Annotated in this window: 14 protein-coding genes; 12 read left to right on the top strand and 2 right to left on the bottom strand. The window is 49.5% G+C overall.

The genetic code is table 11. The features are described from left to right. Nucleotides 1-82: 82 nt before the first annotated feature. Nucleotides 83-2,488: a DUF4859 domain-containing protein gene (locus B9Y77_RS07730; RefSeq protein WP_085491101.1), complete on the bottom strand. Its 2,406-nt coding sequence runs from the start codon at nt 2,486-2,488 to the stop codon at nt 83-85. A 193-nt stretch (nt 2,489-2,681) separates the two neighbouring features. Between B9Y77_RS07730 and B9Y77_RS07725 the strand changes: the two genes are divergently transcribed. The 5 genes from B9Y77_RS07725 to B9Y77_RS07705 all read left to right on the top strand — a co-directional run bounded on the left by B9Y77_RS07725 (nt 2,682) and on the right by B9Y77_RS07705 (nt 9,059). After that, complete coding sequence (locus tag B9Y77_RS07725) at nt 2,682-3,533, top strand: TIGR02147 family protein (RefSeq protein WP_085491100.1); 852 nt, start codon at nt 2,682-2,684, stop codon at nt 3,531-3,533. Then, entirely contained in the window at nt 3,523-4,983 is a 1,461-nt protein-coding gene (locus B9Y77_RS07720; protein WP_085491099.1) for a LamG domain-containing protein, read from the top strand. Before B9Y77_RS07725 ends, B9Y77_RS07720 begins: the two co-directional genes overlap by 11 nt. An 87-nt stretch (nt 4,984-5,070) precedes the next feature. After that, nucleotides 5,071-5,910 (top strand): TIGR02147 family protein, encoded by an 840-nt coding sequence (locus B9Y77_RS07715; RefSeq protein WP_073423516.1) that lies wholly within the window; start codon nt 5,071-5,073, stop codon nt 5,908-5,910. Further along, the gene (locus tag B9Y77_RS07710) at nt 5,910-7,136 is read left to right on the top strand and encodes a carboxypeptidase-like regulatory domain-containing protein (protein ID WP_085491098.1); all 1,227 of its coding nucleotides are present in this window, start codon (nt 5,910-5,912) and stop codon (nt 7,134-7,136) included. The genes B9Y77_RS07715 and B9Y77_RS07710 overlap by 1 nt, the downstream gene beginning before the upstream one ends. A gap of 27 nt (nt 7,137-7,163) precedes the next feature. Continuing rightward, the gene (locus B9Y77_RS07705) at nt 7,164-9,059 is read left to right on the top strand and encodes a glycoside hydrolase family 5 protein (protein WP_085491097.1); all 1,896 of its coding nucleotides are present in this window, start codon (nt 7,164-7,166) and stop codon (nt 9,057-9,059) included. A 189-nt stretch (nt 9,060-9,248) separates the two neighbouring features. Here the strand turns inward: B9Y77_RS07705 and B9Y77_RS07700 are convergent, their stop codons facing one another. After that, a complete protein-coding gene (locus B9Y77_RS07700; protein WP_085491096.1) occupies nt 9,249-11,006 on the bottom strand; it encodes an Ig-like domain-containing protein in 1,758 nt (585 codons plus the stop codon). Nucleotides 11,007-11,197: 191 nt separating this feature from the next. Here B9Y77_RS07700 and B9Y77_RS07695 point away from each other — a divergent pair, with 191 nt between their 5' ends. From B9Y77_RS07695 to B9Y77_RS07665, 7 genes are all read left to right on the top strand, one after another. Further along, nucleotides 11,198-11,725 carry a YceD family protein gene (locus B9Y77_RS07695; RefSeq protein ID WP_014546668.1) on the top strand — a complete coding sequence of 176 codons (528 nt, stop codon included), beginning with the start codon at nt 11,198-11,200 and terminating at the stop codon, nt 11,723-11,725. Between the two features lie 2 nt (nt 11,726-11,727). Further along, a complete protein-coding gene (gene rpmF, locus B9Y77_RS07690) occupies nt 11,728-11,916 on the top strand; it encodes a 50S ribosomal protein L32 (RefSeq protein ID WP_014546669.1) in 189 nt (62 codons plus the stop codon). 14 nt (nt 11,917-11,930) lie between these two features. Next, nucleotides 11,931-12,914: a phosphate acyltransferase PlsX gene (gene plsX, locus B9Y77_RS07685; protein ID WP_085491095.1), complete on the top strand. Its 984-nt coding sequence runs from the start codon at nt 11,931-11,933 to the stop codon at nt 12,912-12,914. A 193-nt stretch (nt 12,915-13,107) separates the two neighbouring features. After that, nucleotides 13,108-13,836, top strand: coding sequence for a 3-oxoacyl-[acyl-carrier-protein] reductase (gene fabG / locus B9Y77_RS07680; protein ID WP_085491094.1), 729 nt, complete (start codon nt 13,108-13,110; stop codon nt 13,834-13,836). A gap of 47 nt (nt 13,837-13,883) precedes the next feature. Next, nucleotides 13,884-14,123 carry an acyl carrier protein gene (acpP, locus tag B9Y77_RS07675; RefSeq protein ID WP_014546672.1) on the top strand — a complete coding sequence of 80 codons (240 nt, stop codon included), beginning with the start codon at nt 13,884-13,886 and terminating at the stop codon, nt 14,121-14,123. A gap of 299 nt (nt 14,124-14,422) precedes the next feature. Further along, entirely contained in the window at nt 14,423-15,235 is an 813-nt protein-coding gene (rnc, locus tag B9Y77_RS07670; protein ID WP_085491093.1) for a ribonuclease III, read from the top strand. A gap of 107 nt (nt 15,236-15,342) precedes the next feature. Next, nucleotides 15,343-17,163 (top strand): extracellular solute-binding protein, encoded by a 1,821-nt coding sequence (locus B9Y77_RS07665; protein ID WP_085491092.1) that lies wholly within the window; start codon nt 15,343-15,345, stop codon nt 17,161-17,163. Nucleotides 17,164-17,195: the final 32 nt, after the last annotated feature.

The following is a 17,195-nucleotide window of genomic DNA, read 5'->3' as shown; positions in this document are numbered from 1 at the left end:
TCGATTTCTCGTTGTCTGCGGACAACTGCTTTGCCTATGAAAACACCCCGGCATTCGCCGAGGTGCAGTGCTTTTTGCTCGTTTATCTTGTGATGTTAATTGGTCTTGCTTCGCGATAGCTGCCCGTCGTGATTTTTACGATGTAGGTGCCGCGCGGCATTTGACTCATGTTGAGCGAGCGCGTGTGCGTGCCTGCGTTTTGCATTCCCGTGATTTCTTGTGCAAGTAATGCTCCGAATCCATTGAATAGGCTGATTTTTACATTGTCGCGCTGAGGGAGCGTGTAACGGATTTCGAGATTTCCATTACGGAGGGCGAGGTTCATGTGTGTCGAAACTTTATCAAGTCCGTACATCAGAGCTGTGGTCTTTCCACCTTCGTCGCTTCCAGTTTCGTTGGTGATGCTGATCGTGACTTTGAAAAGAACCGTTTTCCCGTTGTACGAGAGCCCTTGCGTAAAGTTGAACTTTTCGCCGTTGCTGACTCGGTTGGGGTAGTGGCCTATTGCGATAGTTCCGCTTGATAAATCTGCTTCGCTGAATACATAGGCGGTTTCGCCCCATTCAACGACTTTGCCATCTTTGCTAAACCAATGGCCCGGTGTGTTTGTCGTGCTGTTGGTGACGATGTTCCCGTCGTTTTCAAGTGCGAAGAATTGTGCCTGTGTGAGCGTTGCTGTGGTGAGTCCGAGTTTCTTCGCAACCTCGCTAGCGTTGAATTTTGCAGAAACGGTGGCGTAGTTGTCGTCAATCGGAAGTGTTGCTGTGATGTTGTATGTGGTTGCGCCGTCCGTGACGATTTTTGCGGAACTGCTGGAATTCGCGGGCTTTTCACTGCTAGAGCTTGCGGGAGCGACAGAGCTGCTCGAAGCTACAGAGCTACTGGACGCAACCGGGGTTTCGCCGATTTCAGGCCACTTGTAATCCAGTTTAAAGTCATTGTAATACTTGACGTTTGCCGCCCCTGCGCCGCTTACGCCAGCTTCGGGCTTCAACTTATAATCGTAATGCAGCTTGCGAATTCCCGTGTTGCCAGTGTACTGGTAATCGGTATTCACGATGACCGCAAAAACCATCGGCGTGCCGTTCGTCGAAGAAGGCGTCTTGTCTAGGCGAAGCGTCGCGGAACCTTCGCCCGTAATGGGTTCGCTGTACACAGGTGTACCGTCGGTCGCGCGGTAGCACAGCAAGAAATTCATGTTCTTGTTATTGGAATTTGCGCCGTTCGGGTAGAAACTCACCGTCACTTCTTTAGCGCCGCTTTGTACCTTCAGCGGCACCACATTCGAGCCCGACCATCCCGGAGTTGTTTCCTGATTCGGTACAAGGTAACCGTTGCTTTCCGTTACCGTCTGGTAAGGCGTCATGGTCCAGGTGTAGCTTTTCCTGTTGTTGTCCCACATGTCCTGTTCCCAGTAGGTGTCGCTTCCGAAATGCTGATTCAGCAGGTTCCTGATTTCGCCGGACCATTTTTTCATGTCTAGCATTGCAAGCCTTGCGCGGAATTCGGTAATGAGCCTGCGCACGCCCGCATCGCCAAGACCCTTGTCGAGACCGTAAGTTTCAAGCAGGTACTTGGTCTTGCCGTAAGCGTTTCCGTAAATCCAGCGCACCGCACCCGTACCGATCCATGTTCCGATAAACGTCGGGAAAATGTTGCTGTACTGCGAGCCTCCCAACAGGTAACGCTGGTTCTTACCGGTCACGCCACCGCCATCGGCACCGCCGCCAGGACCACCGAAGGTGCCGTCAATCAGCCAGCCCGAATAGGTTTCAATAGGCATAAACGGCGCAATAACCGTCGCCGCATTCAGAAATCCCATACCGCTGTATACACCATCGCGGTGGCTGAACATATCCTGCTGAATCCAGGTGTTACCCGCTTCCTGGAACCAATGCGCATCCTTTGCGCCGGGGTAACCGTTCGTCATCGAGTGTATTCCCTCGTGAATCATCGCATCCATCTGCGCCACGCGATCACGGTAAGGGCAACTCGTATTGAAGCTATACAGCGGATAGAACGAAGCGGCCACGGCCGTGTAGCCTGCTACCCATGTTTGCCAACCGCCCGTAGTATCCGTCTTTGCGCCACCGGCACACGTACCCGAGCCGTAGTAATAAACTGCGCTGTACTGGCCTTCTTGCGCTTGGGCATCCGGCGCCCATCCCATCTCATTGTACAGATACTCGAAATCGGTATCGTACTTCTTGAGGATCGAATCAATCGTCACGTCGGTAATGCGGCTGTCGCGATCCTTGCCCCAGTAAAACGCCCACCACTTACCGGCCTTCTTTCCGGTAACGCCCGAACAATTGTTGTTGAACTTGGTCGGCGGCTTGATTTCGCCTAGGTTCGATTTGGTATCGTAATCCAAATCTGAACGATAGCCGGGCCAAGTGTAGGCATCGCCAGGTGCCGCGTAAACGTTAATGCTTAGGGCGAACGTCAATGCCGTGCCCGGAATCCATCCCAAACAACTTTTTTGCATAACACACTCCATTTTTATGCTATTTAGAGAAATAATTTTTGGTGTGCCCTAGTGCAAGTTTTTAAGAAAAATGGAATGATTTTCTGTGTTGGAAGTGTGTAAATGTGTAAGAATAATTAATGAAATATATTGATTTAATTGTAATTTTGTGTATTTTATTGATTTTTGTGTAAAAATTTTCTAGTTTAAAACCATGTGCATTGCGCTTGAACATCTGTTTGACTATGACGACTTCCGCAAGTTCCTGCAAGACTATTTTGAGGAACAGAAGAAAATGCGGTCGGTGTTTTCGCATCGATTTTTTGCAGCAAAGGCTGGCTTCAGTAGTTCTTCTTATTGCCTGAATGTTATCCGTGGGCGCTTCAATTTGACCCCGAAATCTATCGAAAAAATTTCAAAGGCGATGGAATTCGAACCGTTGCAAAAGACGTATTTCGAGGTGCTGGTGCAGTACAACCAGGCGCAACAAGTTGACGCACGCGAACGTGCCTGGAATCAAATTGTACAGATTCGTAAGCAGATAGAATTTACACATGTCACGACGCGTGAACAGGGATACTTCGAAAAATGGTATTACCCGATTGTACGCGAATTGGCGGTGTCATCGGATTGGAATGGTGACTTCCGTGTGCTTGCGCGTTCGGTTGTGCCGCAGATAACGACGGACGAGGCACGCGATGCGGTGAAAAAGCTGCTGGAATGGGGACTCTTGAAAAAAGAGGGTGAACGCTATGTCGAAACATCGCAAATGCTTGATGCTTCGGAAATTCCGCCAATGGCGTTGCGACGCATCCGTCATGAGTATATGCAGCATGCGGTGGGTGCCGTGGAATCTATGCCCAAAAACGAACGCTTTGCGGCGTTCACGACTCTTGCGATGAGCGAAAAATCCTACAATTATGCGGTAGAGGTGCTGGAAGAAGCCCGCAAGAAAATTATTGCCCGTGCGGCAAATGATTCGGAAGTGGAACGCGTTTACGAAATGATGCTTGTGGCGTTCCCGATGAGCAAGAAAATAGGGAAGGAGGCGGAAAATGAAAAATAGACAAGTTTATCTAAAGTTGTCGCGTAATTGCGTTGCGTGCGTGATGTCGCTTGCGATTTCTTTGACGTTCTTAGCGTGCTCAAGTAGCGAGGATGTCGCCGGTGGCGTGACCGATATCGGAAATTCCGTTGTAAAACCGCCTGAATACGAATTGATTGCTGGCGAAGTTATTGACGTGCAGGGCAATGGTGTCGCCCATGCCCGTGTGGTGCTTTATACAGATGGCTTTTATTCGAATAATAAGGAGGACTTCCGAGATTCTGTCGAAACGGTTTCCGATTCTGTAGGTCATTTCAGTTTTGAGTTGGAACGCGAATGTGTGATAATGCATGATTCCGCTTACATAAACCGCAGGAAGACGTATAGCGGCTTCGAGAATGCTGGCTCGAACATGTTCCTTTATGCAGAACACGAAGGCCTTTCCTTGCTTGTCGGTGGCATGGGGCTAGAAGGGTACTACATGATGCAAATTGAGAAGCCTAGAACGCTGAAGGGTAGCCTTGACGGAAAGTCTTCGGGCTATGTGCGGTTGGCTGCTACGGATATTGTTTCAGAACTTGACGAAAATGGTCACTTTACGCTTGAAAAAGTGCCTTCCGGTAGGCGTATGGAATTGTTTTATGTGGAAGGCGATACGGCGAAGGGACGCCTTCACTTTGCTACGACTGATTCCCGTGATACGATATCGCTCCCGCCGCTCGAAATTTTGGAAGGTAATGACGGTTACATGACTAGCCGGGATTTGGGCTATGACTATGGAATTGTGACTTATGCGCCGAATTTTGTTTCAGAAGATAAGCGAAGGGAAATCCCGTTACAGTTGCATTACGTGGAACAAAACGCTGTTGTTTACGACAACGATTCTACGCTTGCTGATAGTGTGGTGCGTGTGGAAGGAATTCGCGGGTACGAAAAGGCTATTTTACTTTTACCTGGCCAATTTATCGACCTCGATACGCTTGACCCTACAGATGGCGACTTTACGCTGTCGTTATGGACGAAGTGGAATGGTCCCAATGGCGAACACCAAGTGCTGTTTAGCCAGCGTGATTATTGGAGCGATTCAACTTCGCGATTCCAGTGGCATTACGAGGTGAATAGCGGAACGTTTGCCGTGATGAAAAGTATGCCGGGCAGCCCCGAGGCGGTGTATTTCGGGGATTCAACATCCGTGCCTGTCGGGGAGTGGGCTTTCCTTGTGCTCGTTTCCAAGAATCACAAGGTGAGCATGTATGTGAATGGCGAACCTATAGCAATTGCGGGTTCCGATGGAACTGAATTTGCAGGGGAATTTGTGCCGAACGAGCTGAATCGTAACGTCCCCTTCCGCATCGGTGGCGATGAAATCGAGACTGAAACCTGGAACGGCGCACTCGATGAAATTTGGGTGGAATCAATCGCCCGCAGTCCCGAGTGGATTGAGGTCATGTACGAGCAACTGAAGCCTTAAAATGTGTTTCCAAAAATTATGTATTTTGTAAATTATATATAAAAATTTACATTGAAAAATTGATGATAATTACTTATATTTGGAAATATGATAGATGTTTCCAAAATTAGTGTATTTATGTATTTTGATTACCGCGATTTTATTCGCGCTGTTTTGGAAACAATGCAGTCAAAGGGCCTTTCGCTCCGAGCGATTCAAGAAAATGCGGGTGTTTCCGGTTCTGCGTTTTTCAGCCGAATCCTAGATGGCTCGCGCCCGCTGTCCGTTGCGAATGCGAAAAATATCGCCAAGTCGTGGGGACTTCCCGATGATGAATCGGATTACTTTCTCGATTTGGTGCGCTTCGGTAACGAAAAGAATGTAGATGTACGCGAAGAATTGTTGCGAAAGCTCCTTGCGGTCCGTGCGAACAATCAGGAATTTGCTCTGCAGGATTCTTCGCTCAAGTTTTTCTCGAAATGGTACTATCCCGTGTTGCGCGACTTGCTCCCTCTGCTTCCGCCCAATATGCCGGCGGAAAAAATTGGACGCATGTTTACGCCAGTGCTTCGCGCTCCTCAGGTGGAAAGTGGTATTCGCTATTTGATGGAATCGGGATTCGTTACGTTAGATGAAAATGGTGTATATCGTGTGGAACAGCCTATTGTTTCAACTCCGCCTCGCGTGCGTTCTACGATTTTACGCAAATACCATCTAAAAAATCTTGAAGTGAATAGTGAAGTTTATGATCTGTTCACTAGTGATGACCGCAGCGTTACGAGTGTTACGTGCAGTTTGTCTAAAGAAAGCTTTGAAAAAGTCCGCGAAGAAATTGCGAAACTTCGCGAAAAAATTCTTGCGTTATCTCGTGAAGAGAAAAATCCAGACCGTGTTTGCCATGTAGGGTTTCAGTTGGTGAACCGCGCCAAAGTCAAGGAGGTAAAGTAATGTACCTCCGTAATGTTTTACGAAAACTGGTTTGGGTATTCCCTTTGGGTGTTGTGGCTTTTGTCGCAATCCTTTGTATTTCGCTTGTTGGTTGTAGCGGAAATTCTGACATCGCAAACGGCACGGGTAGTAATGCTGGTGAAACTGAAATTGCAGGGATTATCACGGCGACAAATCATGGGAAACCTTTGGTGAATGCGCTTGCCCGTGTGTGGATTTTGGACGAAGACTCCATGCATGTGGCGTATGAAGATTCTTTGGATAACAATGGTGTTCTTGAAATTAGGTCCGCTGTTCTTGGTGAAAAAGCGCCTGTCCAGCTTTTGGAAACGCGTTCGGGCGACTCATTATCTACAATGCGCTGGGTCAATCTCGAACGTAGTCCCGAACAAACCCTTTCTATTGCGGCAAGCGAATCCCTTAAGGGATCAATAACGAATAACGGTGCTGCTGTAGAAGGTGCAACTGTTTCCATTTTGGATAAGTCTGTTGTTACGGATGCAAACGGAAACTTTGAATTTAATGATTTGCCTGCGGGCGTGCATTACGCTTTTGTCGAAGGCTATTTTGGAAAGTTCTCGTACCAGATGGAAACCGGATTGAATGAAGGTGCGACAACGAACAACATTAATCTCGCAGATAGCATTTTTACGGTTGTCGAGGATTTTGAAAACTGGAAAAAACAGACATTTATCGGAAAAAGTTTTGGACAGGGCTGGTGGTTTATTTGCACAGACTCGTTGCAGGGTGGCGGAAGCCGTGCAAGCGCGGGTGTCGATAGTGAAAATCTTTTTGTTTCTGGCGATAGCGCTAAAAGCGGAAAAAGCTTGCACGTCTCATTTGATATAGATGAGGAAACTCCGGGGCATTATGGAGTTATCGGTTTTACGATTGGTGACGATTTTGATAAGGCAGAAATGTTTGCGTTCTATGATTTGCGTAAGGCGACTGCAATTTCGTTTGATGCCAGAGGTTCTGGAAAAATCTCGTTGCAGATAGCCAAACGCAGTGATAAAGGCGAACGTGAATATCACGAATCGTACTTTGTGACGCTTACGGAAAAATGGGAACATTTCACGTTTACGGCAGATGATTTCGATACAGAACTTATTGCAGTCAATGCAATCAACATTCTCGTTATTGACGATACCGAAATTTACCTTGACAATATCCGCTTTGACGGTATTTCGCCCAGTATGTGGCCGAGTCTCGGGATGCGTTTTTAAAATTCTTTTTCACGTATAGGAGAGAGTATGAAAAAGTCAAAAATGGCGATTGTCGCCTTGTGTGCGTTTGCCTTTGTGGGTAGCGCATTTGCAACAATTCAGCCCACGCGCGTAGGTCCCGTAAGTCAATACGGTGCTTTGCAAGCCGGCAAGAATTCCGCTGGCGAAGGCCGCATTTATGGAAGCGTGCAAGGCGTCAAAGATGGAGCCGAAGTTCAGGTGCGCGGAATGAGCCTTACCTGGAGTATCTTTTGGCCAAACGGAATGTCGTTCTACGGCAATTCCTTTATTGATTCGCTTGTAGGCGAGTGGAATGTTGAACTTGTTCGCTCTGCAATGGGTTCCGTTGGAAATTGGGGACAAGGGAATTACAAGACTCGTCCTGAATATTATTCCGCACAAATGGATACGGTCGTACAGGCGGCTATCAGAAACGATGTTTATGTTTTGGTGGACTGGCACAGTGAAGGTGGCTATTATAATTGCATTCACAAGGGTGTAAAACCGAAGTACGAATTTAACGATAATAAGGCTTGCTTTACGGCAAGTGACGCTGCGAAATTCTTTGGGACCATGGCTCAGCGTTATGGCAAATACCCGCATGTGATTTTTGAAATTTACAATGAACCTGTGAGTGAAAGTTGGAATGACCTCAAGGCTTATGCTGATACAGTTGTTCAGGAAATTCGTAAATATTCGGATAACTTAATTGTTGTAGGGACACCGATGTGGTCTTCTGCGGCTGGCGATGCTGTTGCAAATCCCGTCGTTGACAAGAATGTTGCTTACACGCATCATTTTTATGCCAATATGCATAACATCAATGAAACATCGACTAGCCAGAATGCAAGCCCGAACAAGGCTATTGCTGCGGGTCTCAGTGTTTTCGTGACCGAATGGGGCTGGGTCGAAAAAGATATCAACGATGCCAAGACCAAGGCGAATGCCGATGCGTTCTTGAAATGGGTTGACGAAAAGAAACTTTCTACCGCCAAATGGGATGTCGAAAAACCGTATCTTGAAGATAATGATGACGACAACTATATCAAGGCGAACGTTCTTCCGCAAAAGACGACTTACACAAAGAACCTTGATTGGGCTTCGCAAATTAACGATGATCTCCCGTTTGCTCTCAAGACGACATCGACAGATGCTACCGGAGAATGGAGCTTTATTACGGATGTGAGCGGTAGCGATGAACAGGGTGACCACGGTAATTCTAGTTTCGAAGATAACTCCGAAAACGGAATGGTCAAGATGGATAAAATCAAGCTTGATACGGTCGGCACGGCTTTTGACTATGCACCTTATGTGAATGCCGATTTTACTTTCGATTTTGATATTTCCAAGTGCAAGATGTTCAGCTACCGCTATAAAGGTACGAACCATCAATTTGTAGCCTATAGCGATTGGAATACGTCTACCGAAATTCTCGGTCAGGGGCTTTGGGATTATCCGTTTGTCGGCATGCCTTATTCTCCAGAATGGACAACCGCTTATGTGGATTTTGGCTGGATGGTCAATAATGGCTGGCAGGCTGATGTACCGACAATTTTCTCTACAAAGTTGACGACGGCGCTCCGCTTTAGCGTTACCAACGTTGCGTTTGGCGATTATCTTTGGATTGATAGTCTCAAGTGCGTCGAAAATGTGTCCAATTACACGGTTATGGAAATCCCGGACGTTTTAAGTATCCCGACGGCGAGAATGGCTGCTCGCAATTTTGTTCGCGTGAATACTGACGGCATGAATATCGTTGCGACGGGCGTTAAGAATGGAAGCCATTATTCGCTCTCCAATGTTCTTGGACAAACTTTGCGTGTGGGCGTGGCGAAAGCGGGCAATTTCTCGATGACTGCGCCGCGTGCTGGTCGCTACATTCTCCGCATTGGAAATTCTGTCTATCCGGTAACGGTAAAGTAATATTCATCTTTCTATTAAATCTTAGAATTGACTTTGCCAATAAAAAGCACCCAAGCCGAGAGTCGCGGGCAAGCTTGCTTGCCCATGACCGAGGCGCAGTGCTTAGAATTGACTTTGTCAATAAAAAGCACCCCGGTATTTCCCGAGGTGCTTTGTGTTTTAGGTCGAAGAGAATGATTAGAATATGAATTAGAACGTTACTCTGTACGGAATTTGCTTTTCGAAGCGGCGGCCTTTGAGGTCGTGGAACGTGTTCTTGCGCATTTGAGGCGCGTTGCGGAATGTGTGGGCTTCTCGGAATGCATCTCGAATTGCCGTTGTGGAATCTTGCGCTGTCTTGCTAGAGTCTTGTGCCGTTTCGCTGGAGTCTCGCTGCTGTTCCGGTGGCTCGCTTGCGTTTGCGGACTTTTCGACGAGTATTTCTACGCGGCCTGTGTATTCGGTGTTGTCGTTCCCTTTGACAGTGTACTTGAATGAGGCGAGTCCTTTGAAGTCTTTGTCAGGAGTGAATCTTGCGGTGTAGCCGTCTTTCTGTAATTCAACCGAGCCGTTTTCTGCAGCCGATACGGTGTAAGACGGTTTTACTTCCTGGAACCCACTCGTGATTGTACGCTGGTCAAAATCGAGCGTCCCGTTGCCTTCGACTTGTGCATGCATGGCACCGAGCCAGTTGATGTACTTTTCAATGCGCACATAGCCGTCGCTTTCCTTGGTCATAGCGTCGTCTTTTGCGGAGTCATAGCCCATTGCTTCTTCGAAGTAGTCCGGCATGCCGTCTTTGTCGCTGTCCGTGGCTGCTTTCCCGGCGATGACTTCACCCCAGCCGTTGTTTGTTTTGAGGCCCATGGCGCCTACGGATTTTACGAGCGCGCCTTCCTTGCCGAGCGTGCCGACCTGGTGCCAGATAAGCGAATCAATGTCGTCGTAGGGGAGGACGCCACTTTGCGAGGTCACGTAGCGCCAGGCGCTTGCCGCACTCATCATCGGGCCCTTTGTCGTGAGCTCGTTCCACGGATTTTTCAGTTCTTCGCCAGGTCCCTGGTAGTAATAAATGCTTGTTGGCCCGCCATTGAGCACTCCGTCGCGGTTCTTATCGATTAGGTTTCCGTTTGCGTAAATGCTCTGTTTTTTATCGACCTGAAACCACTCGTTTTTGCCTTCTGGACCATAGACAAAGTAGTTGTTCACGATGTCGTGCTTGAATTTTGCACTAGTGTGTGTCGTGTAGCCCGCTTCGAAGTTGTAAAGGATGTTGTTGACGAAAATGTCGTTAATCTTGTCGAGCGGGTTTCTGTTGTGCGTATTCACGAAGGCGTTGTAGTACCATGCCCAAGTACCGTCAATGGATTCGATGTGGGCGCCGAACTGCTGGCCAATCGGGTTTGCAATGAGCGAATTCTGCACAGTGATGCCAGTGACACGGTAATCTGCGTTGTCCGAAGAGCCTCCGAAGTTATTCCACGGAGCAAGTTCTACTGAGCAATGGTCCACAATGACGTTTTTGGCATCGTAGAGGTTGAGCGCGTCGTCTTTGGTGCTTGCCGTATTTTCGCCCGGACGGATGCGCAAGTATCGGATGATGATATTGCTCTGCTTACCGGTCGAAAGCTTTCCGCCGTGAATGGCGATCCCCTCGCCTGGGGCTGTCTGCCCGGCAATAGTGATGTTCGACTTGATCGAAACGGCAGTTTTGATATTGATGATGCCGCCAACGTCAAAAACGACAATGCGGTTCCCTTGACTGACTGCATCCCGGAACGAGCCTTCGCCCGAATCGTTCAAGTTTGTCACGTGGTAAACGGTACCTGCGCGGCCACCCGTAACGTTTGCGCCAAATCCCAGCGCTTCAGGAAACGCGAGCGGCTCGGCGCTTGCTTCTATACACCAAAACGATAAACAGAGCACCGAAACCGCGAAATTTCGCTTAAAACCAAAATAATATCCCATAAACAACCCCTATATTGCAATATACTGCAAAAATAGTTTTGTTTTGGTGAAATCAGCCTGCCATTATTATAAATGGTTGTCTATAGACAACGGCTAATGTTTTTCAGTTTTCTTTTTCCTACTGTCTACCGCCTACTAACTACTAATCCCCACTTGACCCCTTTTATGCGTTTTACTACATTTGTGCCACTTTGAGAATAAATATCGCACAAAAACTTACTGATTCCGAAGACCAACGAGTGGTCTGGTCCCATGCCGACGCTCCTGAAATCTTCGACGAACTGCACCTCAAGGGCGATCTGGTAGCCGAGGTGCTGGTTAGCCCCGAAGGCAACGGCAAGTGCCTTGTGACCGGTACTATCTCTGGAGTGCAAACACTCACTTGTGTCCGCAGCCTGGATCTTTTTGACCGTCCGTTCGAAACCGAGATTGTTGTCGAGGTGGAGCGCGGAGCATGCGCTGCACAGGAACTTCATGACGACGACGATGATGTTTTCGCCTACACGATTCCGCAGACACAGGACTTCGTAGATGTTTCCGAGTGCGTCCGACAGCTGGTGACCCTACAGGAACCCATTGCGCCCGTGAAAAATCCTGACGAAGATTTTATCTTTGTAACAAACAATCAAGCTGGCGATGGTGCCGATGCTGAAAAGCCGCTCGACCCCCGCTGGGAAAAACTCAAAGCTCTTAAGAGCAAAATGGAAAACAGGAGTTAAAAATGGCAGTACCTAAGAGAAAAACTTCGACCGCTCGTCGTGACAAGCGCCGCACCCACTGGAAGATGGAAGTGCCGGCTATGGCTACCTGCGATCATTGCGGTTCCGTGAAGCGTCCGCATCGCGTGTGCCCGGTTTGCGGCTTCTACAACGGTGTGGAAGTTGTTGACATGAAGGGTGCCGAAGCTTAATCTAGGAGGAATCCGTGATCAAAGTTGCACTGGATGCCATGGGTGGCGATTACGCCCCGAGTGTTTGCATTGAAGGCGCCGTTAGCGCAGTCAAGAAAAACCCCAATATTCATGTGGTTCTCTGCGGACCGGAGGCCGAGGTCAAGGCTTCTCTCGAGAAGCTTGGTTACACCGGCAATCAGATTTCCGTAGTTGATGCTCCGGATCCTGTGGCTATGGATGAACATCCTGTCATGGTGGTCAAGAAGAAGCAACATTCTGGCTTGGTGACTTGCGTTGCCTTGCAGAAGAAAGGTCTTGTGGACGCTTCTGTCAGTGCCGGTAACTCTGGCGCTATGATGGCTAGCTGCCTCATGATCCTCGGTAAGACTTGCGACGAGTTCTCTCGTCCGCCTATCGGGGTTGCACTTCCGACAAAGGATCGCCGCATTGTGTTGGTCGATGGCGGTGCAAACGTTGATGAACGTGCTTCCACTCTCGTTGACTTTGCCATTGCAGGTTCTGCATTCGCCGAAGCTTACCTCGGAATCGAAAATCCGAAGGTTGGCCTCTTGAACATGGGCGAAGAAGAACACAAGGGCCCGGCGGTTCTCCAGGAAACATACCAGCTCCTCAAGTCCGCTCCGGTTAACTTTATGGGTAACATCGAAGGTCGTGACCTCATTGCAGGTAAGGCCGACGTTGTTGCGACTTCTGGCTATACGGGTAACGTTGTGCTCAAGCTCCTGGAAGGCTTCTTCGAAATGCACCAGGAAATGTTTGGCACGATCGACACTCCGGCTGGCAAGCGTTTCTCCGAAATGTGGGACTATCGCGCTACGGGTGGTGCCTTGTTGCTTGGCCTCAATGGTATTGGCATCATCGCTCATGGCCGTTCCGACGCTCTCGCTATCGAAAAGGCTGTTGAAGTGGCTGCCAAGTATGCCGAAGCCGACGTTGCCAATAAGGTCAACGCTCGCCTCGCTGCAATCAAGTCCGAGGAAGCTCCTAAAGCATAGCTTTTGTCTGCATTAAGACTTTAGTTGCAATTAGACGGATCTAGTGAACGCTAGGTCCGTTTTTTGTTATCTTGGATAACAAATAATATGCTTTGGACGAACCGTCTGGCACCGGTGGTGTGACGGCTATTCTAAGCTTAAATCATTTGTATTCACCCATGACACTTAATGTCATACAGGAGGTCAATTTATAATGCCTACGAAGTCTATTGTGACTGGCGCATCTCGTGGTATCGGTCTTGCCATTGCAAGAGAACTCGCTGCTCGCGGCTCTGACGTTGTTCTTATTTCCCGCGGCGGCTGTCCGGAACAGGCAGAAGCTATCGCCAAGGAATTCGGTGTCAAGACGTTCACGTTCGCATGCGACGTGAGCAATTCCGAATCTGTGAAGGACGCTTTCAAACAAGCTATCGACGCACTGGGTGGCGTGGACTGCCTCGTGAACAACGCTGGCATCACCCGTGACGGTCTCGTACTTCGCATGAAGGACGAAGATTTCGATAACGTTATCGCAACGGACCTCCGCTCGACGTTCCTTTGCACCAGAGCCGTCCTCAGGACGATGATGGGCGCCCGCAAAGGCAGCATCGTGAATATCGCAAGCTTGAACGGTATCAGAACTCAGGCAGGTCAGGCTAACTACGCCGCTGCTAAGGCTGGCGTGATCGGCATGACAAAGTCCAACTCCATGGAATTCGGTTCTCGCGGCATTACGGTGAACGCTGTCGCTCCGGGATTCATCGATACGGACATGACCGCCGCCATGAGTGAAGAAACTCGTGCAAAATATGCCGCCCAGATTCCGCTTGGCCGCCTCGGTCAGCCGGAAGATGTTGCCAAGGCAGTCGCATTTTTGGCTTCCGACGATGCCAAATACATTACCGGACAGGTAATTGGTGTCGATGGGGGCTTGAACGCTTAAAAACATTTTATTAAATTTGGACAAAACTTTTTCCCATGGAGAAAAAAATGAACGAAGAAATTTTCAAGAAGGTCACGGACGTGATCGTTGCTAAGTTGGAAGTCAAGGCTGAAGATGTCAAGCCCGAATCTGAATTCGGTAATGACCTCGGTGCAGACTCCCTTGACCGTGTTGAACTCGTTATGGCTCTCGAAGACGAATTCGATGTCGAAATCCTCGATTCCGACGCTGAAAAGTTCCAGAAGGTTTCTGACGTTGTTGCTTTCCTCGAAGCACACAAGAAGTAATCTAGTTTTACTTTAGCCCGCATCCGTTGGGCAAAGAAAGAGCTTTGGGTCCCCGGTTCCGCCGGGGATTCTTTTTTATTCTCGTCATGCCTGACACTTTGTCATGCCGGACTCCGTTCCGGCATCGCCTTCTCGTTTATAAAAAGGAGGTGCTCGTTCTATGACGGATTGATTGGTGACTGTTGGCAAAAGACCTCTGACCACATAGCAAAATCAGATTATCTAGTAACTTAGAACAAGTAACTAGGAACTAGATTTTTTAATTTATGTTTGCATTTTAAACTATTAAGGAGATTCTGTTGGAAGAACAAAACCTGCTCCACAAGATTCTTAAACTCTGGTTTCGCCAGAAGTCCGGTGACGGGCTTGAGGCTAAGCTTGGGTACAGATTCCGCGATCCAGAACTGCTGGCTCATGCACTCGTCCACCGCTCGTTCCTCGTCGGGAAAGATGTCCCGTACGCAAGCAACAACGAGCGCCTAGAGTTCCTCGGCGATTCCGTCCTCAACATGCTCACGACGGAATTCTTATACAGGACTTATCCGAGCGATCCGGAGGGCGAACTCTCCAAGCGCAAGAGCGCGATTGTCTCGGGACACGCCTGTGCCCAGTCGTCCAAGGAATGGGACCTGAGCGAATATGTGAAAATCGGAAAGTCCGAAGCCAAGATGGGCGGTCGCGGCAAGGAAAGCATTCTCGCTGATGCCTATGAAGCTGTGCTTGGCGCCGTCTATCTCGATGGCGGCCTCGAAGAAGTCCGTGCCATTTTGAATAAGTTCCACTTCCCGCGTGTGCAAGAAATCATCAGTGCGACCGACTTCGTGAACTACAAAAGCGAACTTCTGGAATTTTGCCAGGGCAAATTGCGCTGCTCTCCGGAGTACGTGATTGTCGGCGAAGAAGGTCCGGAACACCAGAAAGTGTTTACGGTCGAAGTGGTCGTGAACGGCAAAGCGTATGCCCGCGGTCAAGGCCCGAACAAGAAGAAGGCCGAACAGGAAGCCTCCCGCCTGTCGCTTGAAACGCTCAAGGCTGAAGCTGCCGAAGCCGAAGCTAAGAAAGCCGCTGCCCCAAAAGTCAAACAACCCGCACACCATATCGGATTGCCGTAATTTTAGTAGACGGTAGGAAGTAGACTGTAGGAAGTGGCTCGTATGTAGAGCCTGCGCTGTCACCCCGGCCACCGTGCCGGGGTCGCCTTTTTATTATCTTGTCTCTCATGAAAACTTTCTCCTTCCGCTCTTTACTTGCCGTTCCGATGGCGGCAGCTCTCGCTTTTGCTCTTGCCGCCTGCAATGAATCCGGCGATTCCAAATCCGGCCAATCTTCGAAAAAAGGCACCGCTGTTTCCGAAGCCGATTGCCCGATTCTCCCGCTCGATTCTACAGCGACCGGCGAGTTCGACCCGATAGCTTCCAAGGAAGCTCGCGCTTGCGGCTCTATTACGCTTTGGGGCTCCGCCATGCCGAAGTCTTTCAACATGTGGGAAGACTACAACAGCTTCTCCGCCGAACTCATGAACATGATGTTCGAACCGCTCGTGAGCCTGCATACCACCGAAGACCGTGAAATCGGCATCCTCGCTGACAAGTGGGAAGTCTCCGAAGACGGTAAGACGTTCACATTCCATGTGGACCCGCGCGCGAAGTGGAGCGATGGCAAGTCCATCACCGCCGAAGATGTGCAGTTCTACTATGACGTCATCATGGACGAAAAGAATCTCACGCCGATTTTCAAGGTGGGGCTCAGCCGCTTTGAACGCCCGGAAGTCGTCGATAGCTTGACTGTCCGCATGACTGCCAAGGAATCTCATTGGGGCAACTTCTGGGAAGCGGCTGGCATGCTCGCATTCCCGAAGCATGTGTGGGGAGGCAAGGACTTCAACAAGATTCGTTACGAATTCCCGGTCGTCTCTGGTCCGTACATCATCAAGACGTTCCGTGAAGACCGCTTTGTCGAACTCCAGCGCCGCAGCGACTGGTGGGGCTTCAAGAAAAACTGGAACCATGGCAAGTACAACTTCCAGAAAATCCGCTACCGCTTCATGAACGACCAGACGAAGGCGCTTGAAGCATTCAAGAAGCAGGACTTCAACGCTTACGCCATTTACACGAGCAGCATCTGGATGAAACAGACCGACTTTGATGCTGTCAAGAAGGGCTGGGCTGTCAAACAGCGCATCTACAACAAGGAACCGATTGGTTTCCAAGGCATGGCGATCAACCTTCGCAAGCCGCAGTTCCAAGATGTTCGCGTCCGTCGCGCACTTTCGTACCTCTTGAACCGTGAAGCGATGAATGAAAAGTACATGTACGGCCAGTACTTCCTCCTCAATAGCTATTATCCGGACCTCTGGGCGAATAACCAGAACCCGACGGCGCCAGTCTACAGCTACAATCCCGAAAAGGCCCGTGCGCTCTTTGCCGAAGCGGGCTACAAGGTGAATGGGGAAGGCGTTCTTGAAAAGGACGGCAAGCCGTTTGCCATCAACTTTATCACGAGCCAGGAAGACTTGCGCCACCTCACGCTTTTCCAGGAAGACTTGAAGAAGGTGGGCGTTGTGGCGACCATCGAACAGATGAGCCAGAGCACGCTCCGCAAGCGCTTGGACGATGCTGACTTTGACCTTTACTGGGTGAACTGGGGCGCAGGCCGCCTCCGTGACCCGGAAGCGAGCTGGATTTCTACGACTGCCATGCAGAAAGGCACGAACAACCTCGCTGGTGTTCAAGACCCTGTTGTTGATAGCCTCATCAACTTGCAGAAGACTGAATTTGACCTCGCGAAGCGCAATGAAATCTTGAAGGCGCTTGATAACCGCCTTGCCGAAATCGTCCCGTACGTGCTCATGTGGCAATGCGACCACCACCGCATCCTCTACTGGAACCGCTACGGCACGCCCGAAAAGGTGCTCGACCAGTTCAACCGCGAAGACGCCATCCCGGTCTATTGGTGGGTCGATCCGGTCAAGTCTGCTGCGCTCGACAAGGCGATGAAATCCGGCGAAAGCCTGCCCATCCCGCCGTTCGATATCCGCTAACCCGCGCGCATCTCGTCGTCCTGAGCAGCGCG

The organism is Fibrobacter sp. UWB13 (assembly GCF_900177805.1).
In the GTDB taxonomy this organism is placed as follows: Bacteria; Fibrobacterota; Fibrobacteria; order Fibrobacterales; family Fibrobacteraceae; genus Fibrobacter.
This window is presented reverse-complemented; position numbering and strand designations above follow the sequence as displayed.